Genomic DNA, 3078 nt, shown 5'->3' with positions numbered 1-3078 from the left:
GGCGGCGAGCACGGCCGTACGGTCGCCGGCCGGGGCGCTGCCGGCCGGGGTGGGCGACGGCGACGCCGCGCCGATGACCCGGCCCAGTTCGGCGGCGTGCGCCTGGTGCGCCTCGGCGATCGGGCCGAGCCGGTCGGCCAGGGTGGGATCGGCGGCCATCGCGGCGCGGTGCCGGGCGGCCAGGTCGAGCGCCCCGGCGAGCAGCGGGGCCAGCGGATCGGCCGCCGGGTCCGGCGCGTCCTCCCGGTCGAGCAGGTCGCAGCCGGCCAGCGGCACGGTGGCGCCGCCGAGCGCGAGCAGCGCTCCGGTGCGCAGCACCGTTCGTCGGCTTTGTCCGGTCAACCCGCCCCGTCGTGTGGTCCTGCCCGTCGTCACCGGACAAGTCAACACCATCCGGTGCGGCGGGTGGGTGACCGGCGTCGGTGCGCCGCTCGGCCCGTCGCCCGGTGCGCGCGTTACGCTCTGCGCAGCCACCGGTGCGCGGTATCGCCCGGTGGCGTGCCGGCATGGCGGCCGACCGGGGTCGCCGACCTTCGGAAAGGGTGCGCCAGATGACGCAGCGTGGCCGTGCCACCAGACCGACGGGCAGGCCCCGTGGTGGCGAGGCTCCCCGGGGCGGGGACGCCACAGCCCGCCGTAACCGGTTGCGAACCGTGATCGAGCCGGTGGTCGCCGGGGCCGGCTACGACCTGGAGGACCTCTCCGTCTCGCGGGCCGGCCGCCGGCACGTGGTGCGGGTGATCGTGGACGCCGACGGCGGGATCAGCCTCGACGCGGTCGCGGAGGTCTCCCGGGCGGTCTCCGCCGCGCTGGACGACGCCGAGGCCGCCGGGGGCGACATCGTCGCCGGGGAGTACCAGCTCGAGGTCAGCTCCCCCGGGGTGGACCGGCCGCTGACCCTGCCCCGGCACTGGCGGCGCAACGTCGGCCGGCTGGTCAAGGTCACCGTCCGGTCGGTGGCGGCGGTCCCCGGCCAGCGCGCCGAGCAGCCCGCCGGTGACCGGCAGGTCTCCGGCCGGGTGGTCGAGGCCGACGACGAGCGGGTGGTGCTGGAGACCGACGCCGGTCGGGCGGAGTACGGCCACGCCGAGTTGGGGCCGGGGCGGGTGCAGGTGGAGTTCAGCCGCCTCGACGAGATCCACGAGCCAGACGAAATCGACGACGACGAAGACGATGTGGAGGACGAGGAGAGGTGAACATCGACCTCGCGGCGCTGCGGGCACTGGAGCGCGAGCGGGAGATCCCGTTCGACACGATCCTCGCGGCGATCGAGACCGCGTTGCTGACCGCGTACCGGCACACCGAGGGCGCCGAGTCGCACGCCCGGGTGGAGATCGACCGCAAGAACGGCGCCGCCCTGGTGTACGCCCAGGAGCTCGACTCCGACGGCACGGTGGTGCGGGAGTGGGACGACACCCCGCACGACTTCGGCCGGATCGCCGCCATGACCGCCAAGCAGGTGATTCTCCAGCGGCTGCGGGAGGCCACCGACGAGGTGCACTTCGGCGAGTACGTGGGCCGCGACGGCGACCTGGTCACCGGCGTGGTGCAGGCGCACGAGGCGCGTTCCGAGAAGGGCATCGTCAGCGTCGACCTGGGCAAGCTGGAGGGCGTCCTGCCGCAGTCCGAGCAGGTGCCCGGCGAGCGGTACGTGCACGGCGAGCGGATCCGCTGCGTGGTGGTGCACGTGGCCAAGGGGATGCGGGGACCGCAGATCACCCTCTCCCGCTCGCACCCGGCGCTGGTGAAGAAGCTGTTCGCGCTGGAGGTGCCCGAGATCGCCGACGGTACGGTCGAGATCGGCGCGATCGCACGTGAGGCAGGTCACCGTACGAAGATCGCGGTGCGGTCCACGGTGCCGGGCGTCAACGCCAAGGGCGCCTGCATCGGCCCGATGGGGCAGCGGGTCCGCGCGGTGATGAGCGAGCTGCACGGCGAGAAGATCGACATCATCGACTGGTCGGACGATCCGGCCGCCTTCGTCGGCAACGCCCTGTCCCCGGCCAAGGCGCTCCGGGTCGAGGTGGTCGACCTGGCCAGCCGGGCGGCGCGGGTGACCGTGCCGGACTTCCAGCTCTCCCTGGCGATCGGGCGGGAGGGGCAGAACGCCCGACTTGCCGCCCGACTGACCGGTTGGCGGATCGACATCAAGTCGGACGCCGACCAGTCGGCCGGCGGTGGCCGGAGCGGGGCTGATCACGTCCGGGAGCCGGGCGGCGCGATCTCGGGCAGCTAGGGGTAGACTTCTTCCAGTGGTGGGACGCGCGCTGCCGGAGCGCACCTGTGTGGGTTGCCGGCGTCGTGCGCCGACCAGCGAACTACTGCGGATCGTCGCGGTGACCGACGAGGCTGGCCACAGCCTCCGGCCCGACCCGTTCCGCAGGATGCCGGGTCGGGGAGCGAACATGCACCCGGATCCGGCCTGCTTCGCGCTGGCGGTGCGGCGTCGCGCCTTCGGGCGGGCGCTGCGCGTCACCGGGGTCGTCGATCACGGTGAGCTGGCGGAGCACGTTGACGCGTCAAACCACGACACCCGGTCAACCGGACCGGGTGAGGGTCGCAAGCAAGGTAGGACGACCGACATGGGCACACGATGAAGTCGCAGAAATGACCAGGCTTCAAGTGCACGAGTGAGGTCGCTGCGGGTGCTGCCCGCACGACCTCGGAGTGAGGAGTGCAGTGGCAGGTAAGGCCCGCGTACACGAGCTGGCAAAGGAGCTCGGGGTCGAAAGCAAGACCGTTCTCGCCAAGCTGAAGGAAATGGGCGAGTTCGTGAAGTCCGCGTCCAGCACCGTCGAGGCGCCCGTCGCCCGACGCCTGCGCAACGCGTTCGTTGCCGGTGCCGGCTCCCCGGCGCCGGCGGCGCCACCGGCGGCCGCTCCGGCCCCGACCCCGACACCCACCCCGTCCCCCGGGCTCCCCCGGGTCTCGGCGAAGCCGATGCCGCCCCGGCGGCCGGGTCCGCCGACCCCCGGCCCGAAGCCCAAGGGGCCCATCCCGGGCCCGCCGCCCTCGGCGGCCCCGGTCGCCAAGCCGGCGAGCGCACACGACATCGAGGTGGCGGCGGCCGAGGCGCGC

3 protein-coding genes and 2 pseudogenes are annotated in these 3078 nt (G+C 73.8%); 4 read left to right on the top strand and 1 reads right to left on the bottom strand.

Annotated elements, in window-relative coordinates; genetic code table 11:
• Positions 1-318: pseudogene (locus tag AWW66_RS31795) on the bottom strand (hypothetical protein); the annotation flags it as partial.
• A 233-nt stretch (positions 319-551) separates the two neighbouring features.
• Between AWW66_RS31795 and rimP the strand changes: the two are divergent.
• From rimP to AWW66_RS31780, 4 genes and pseudogenes are all read left to right on the top strand, one after another.
• On the top strand, positions 552-1196 hold the full coding sequence (rimP, locus tag AWW66_RS31790) for a ribosome maturation factor RimP (RefSeq protein WP_067374436.1): 645 nt from the start codon (positions 552-554) through the stop codon (positions 1194-1196).
• Positions 1193-2236, top strand: coding sequence for a transcription termination factor NusA (nusA, locus tag AWW66_RS31785; RefSeq protein WP_067374430.1), 1044 nt, complete (start codon positions 1193-1195; stop codon positions 2234-2236). The genes rimP and nusA overlap by 4 nt, the downstream gene beginning before the upstream one ends.
• 16 nt (positions 2237-2252) lie before the next feature.
• Positions 2253-2634 (top strand): annotated as a pseudogene (locus AWW66_RS33250) (YlxR family protein).
• Positions 2635-2679: 45 nt separating this feature from the next.
• Positions 2680-3078: translation initiation factor IF-2 N-terminal domain-containing protein (locus tag AWW66_RS31780; RefSeq protein ID WP_211272169.1), on the top strand; the 399-nt coding region annotated here is incomplete at its 3' end.

This window comes from Micromonospora rosaria (assembly GCF_001567585.1).
Classification (GTDB): Bacteria; Actinomycetota; Actinomycetes; order Mycobacteriales; family Micromonosporaceae; genus Micromonospora; species Micromonospora rosaria.
Note: the sequence above shows the minus strand (reverse complement) of the source record. Positions and strands in the feature narration are given on the sequence as shown.